This is a genomic window from Lactobacillus ultunensis DSM 16047, assembly GCF_001436305.1.
In the GTDB taxonomy this organism is placed as follows: domain Bacteria; phylum Bacillota; class Bacilli; order Lactobacillales; family Lactobacillaceae; genus Lactobacillus; species Lactobacillus ultunensis.
On sequence record NZ_AZFO01000104.1, the window covers coordinates 1 to 211 of the forward strand.

Here is a 211-nt window from a genome sequence, read left to right on the forward strand (position 1 = left end):
TTTGCTCTGCCAAAGGCAAGAACTACTGGCAAATAGTCTTCCATTATCCTCACTGCGATCTGGTGAGAAAAGATGGCAAAAAGCAGATCATTAATTGGCTAATGCAATTAAAAGGCATCGGCTTTAAGCATGCACAAAAGACTGCAGATAAGTTAATTGACTTGGCTAATAAAGCTTATCCGGTTGTCTCCTGCGACAGCGTAGAAGTTGA

Annotated in this window: 1 pseudogene; it reads left to right on the top strand. The window is 41.2% G+C overall.

The annotated features are described in order from the left end of the window. A pseudogene (locus FC57_RS10540) lies at positions 1-211 on the top strand (IS110 family RNA-guided transposase); the annotation flags it as partial.